The following is a 2193-nucleotide window of genomic DNA, read 5'->3' on the forward strand; positions in this document are numbered from 1 at the left end:
AATCGTGCTTATCATCATGGCTGTTGCCGTGCTGAGCAGTTCGCTTATGGCAAAACCACAGGCTGTCTACAACGTCCAGGATACAACGACCATCAGTGACCATCAGCACGATAGCGATGAACCGCTGAATGAGCACGATCCGCTGCTGTTCCACTCGCACGGTAATGTGCACCACCTCAATGCCGATCATTCCCACGATCTGAACAAACTCTTCACCCTGACTGCTTTGCAGGCCTGGAACGCGGGCATACGGGCGACCTTTGCGCTGAGTTCAGAACAAATTCTGCGAATGCCACAGGCCACCCCCGAACGCCCTCCGAGATCCCTGTTTGCGTAATAACTGCTGTTAATTCGTTATTATTCAAACTGTAAGGATTTTGTATGAACACCTGCCTTAATTTACAAGGCCGGTTGAGCGGTGGCCTGTTTTCGACTCAGGCGCGTTCGGCTTGTCTGTTTTTCATATTGTTATTGCTTTTCTACAGCCAGGGTGCGGCCGCACATGGCGTAGCCGAAGGCGACAAAGGGTACATCCAGGAAATCACCGGGATTAACATCATCCCGTTTATCTACCTTGGCGCGAAGCATATGGTGACCGGCTACGATCACCTGCTGTTTCTGTTCGGCGTGATTTTCTTTCTCTACAAAATGCGCGATATCGGGCTGTACGTCAGCCTGTTTGCTATCGGACACTCCACAACGCTGCTCATTGGGACGTTCTTTGACATCAGCGTAAGCGCTTATCTCATTGATGCCATTATCGGACTGTCTGTGGTCTACAAAGCCCTTGATAACCTTGGCGCGTTCCAGCGCTGGTTTGGCTTTCAGCCTAATACGAAGATGGCGACGCTTATCTTTGGTTTCTTCCACGGCTTTGGCCTGGCGACCAAAATCAAGGAGTTCGAAATTTCCCCCGATGGCCTGTTCGTCAACCTGATTGCCTTCAATGTCGGGGTCGAGATAGGTCAGCTTCTGGCGCTGAGCGCCATCCTTATCATCATGAGTTACTGGCGGCAGACGGCGAGCTTTTTCCGCCATGCCTACACCGCCAATGTGGTGATGATGAGCGCCGGTTTCCTGTTAATGAGTTACCAGATTTGTGGCTACGTTTTAGCCTGAGGGAGAAAAGAGAATGTATAACACCGATTTACCGACCCGCGCAGAGCTGCCATCTGCGATGAAGCTGATGCAGTCCACTATCCTGGCGGCTATTGTTGCTTTAACGCTGCTGATAACCATCGTGATGCCTTCAGAATATGGTATCGATCCAACGGGCGTTGGCCGCCTGCTGGGCCTTAAACAGATGGGCGAAATCAAAACGCAGCTGGCGGAGGAAGCCGCCACGGACAAACAGGCGAGTACGAGCCAGTGGGGGCAGTCAACCACTCCGACGAATGAGCGCCCGGTGGCGGATAACCCGCCGACAATCACGCAAAACAACTACCCGGAGCTGAGCGTTCCGGCGACAACTCGTGCGCCAGAAGCCCCAACTGCCGGTTCTCAGCGCAATCAGCTGTTAATTACTCTGAAACCGAATGAAGCGGCTGAAGTTAAGATGGAAATGCGTAAGGATGCCCGGGTGACTTACCAGTGGACAAGCTCTGGACCTGTCAACGTGGATGCACACGGCGATCCGGTTAACGCACCGAAAGGGTTTTACCACGGCTATGGTAAGGACCGCCAGATAACCTCAAAGGATGGTGTGTTGCAGGCGGCCTTTGACGGTAAGCATGGCTGGTTCTGGCGAAATCGTGGTTCAAAGACGATTACTATCCAGCTTGATACCAATGGCGAATACCAGAGCATTAAGCGCGTAATCTGATTAATCGGGCCCGTATAATGCGGGCCCATCTTATTCATTCCGGCAATACAAGACTTTACACTTTCGCCTCTTACATCCTCCCCGGGGGGATGCTAATCTTTTCTCTATGTTATGAAGACTGCCTGAGAGAAACGCCAGCGATGTATCTGATGTTTAAACGTTCACCCCGTTATATTCTGATGATTGTCATCATGGCCGTTGGCATGATGATGTCGTCGATGGGCACGTTTGCGTCACACGGTACCAACGGCCTGACTGGTTACGAGATGAATCTGCATGATGCAGAAGTCACCATGACAGTGCAGGATCACTCCCACGACTCGGATATCCCTCAGTCTGGTCACGCAGGCCATCATCAGACAGACCATTTT

The 2193-nt window shown here is 51.8% G+C and carries 3 protein-coding genes and 1 pseudogene; all 4 read left to right on the forward strand.

The features are described 5' to 3' along the window. Position 1 precedes the first annotated feature (1 nt). A complete protein-coding gene (locus HMPREF1144_RS22835; protein ID WP_227500452.1) occupies positions 2–337 on the forward strand; it encodes a hypothetical protein in 336 nt (111 codons plus the stop codon). Between the two features lie 44 nt (positions 338–381). Next, positions 382–1119 (forward strand): HupE/UreJ family protein, encoded by a 738-nt coding sequence (locus HMPREF1144_RS22840; protein WP_009654087.1) that lies wholly within the window; start codon positions 382–384, stop codon positions 1117–1119. 13 nt (positions 1120–1132) lie between these two features. Further along, the gene (locus tag HMPREF1144_RS22845; RefSeq protein WP_009654088.1) at positions 1133–1822 is read left to right on the forward strand and encodes a hypothetical protein; all 690 of its coding nucleotides are present in this window, start codon (positions 1133–1135) and stop codon (positions 1820–1822) included. A 140-nt stretch (positions 1823–1962) separates the two neighbouring features. Then, positions 1963–2193, forward strand: a pseudogene (locus HMPREF1144_RS33755) (hypothetical protein); the annotation flags it as partial.

The sequence above is a fragment of the Klebsiella sp. OBRC7 genome, from assembly GCF_000293135.1.
Lineage (GTDB): Bacteria > Pseudomonadota > Gammaproteobacteria > Enterobacterales > Enterobacteriaceae > Klebsiella > Klebsiella michiganensis.

Excerpts from the sequence above, each read along its gene's own strand:
- HMPREF1144_RS22840 (WP_009654087.1), top strand. The coding sequence starts at position 382 with ATGAACACCTGCCTTAATTTACAAGGCCGGTTGAGCGGTGGCCTGTTT.
- HMPREF1144_RS22845 (WP_009654088.1), top strand. The coding sequence starts at position 1,133 with ATGTATAACACCGATTTACCGACCCGCGCAGAGCTGCCATCTGCGATG.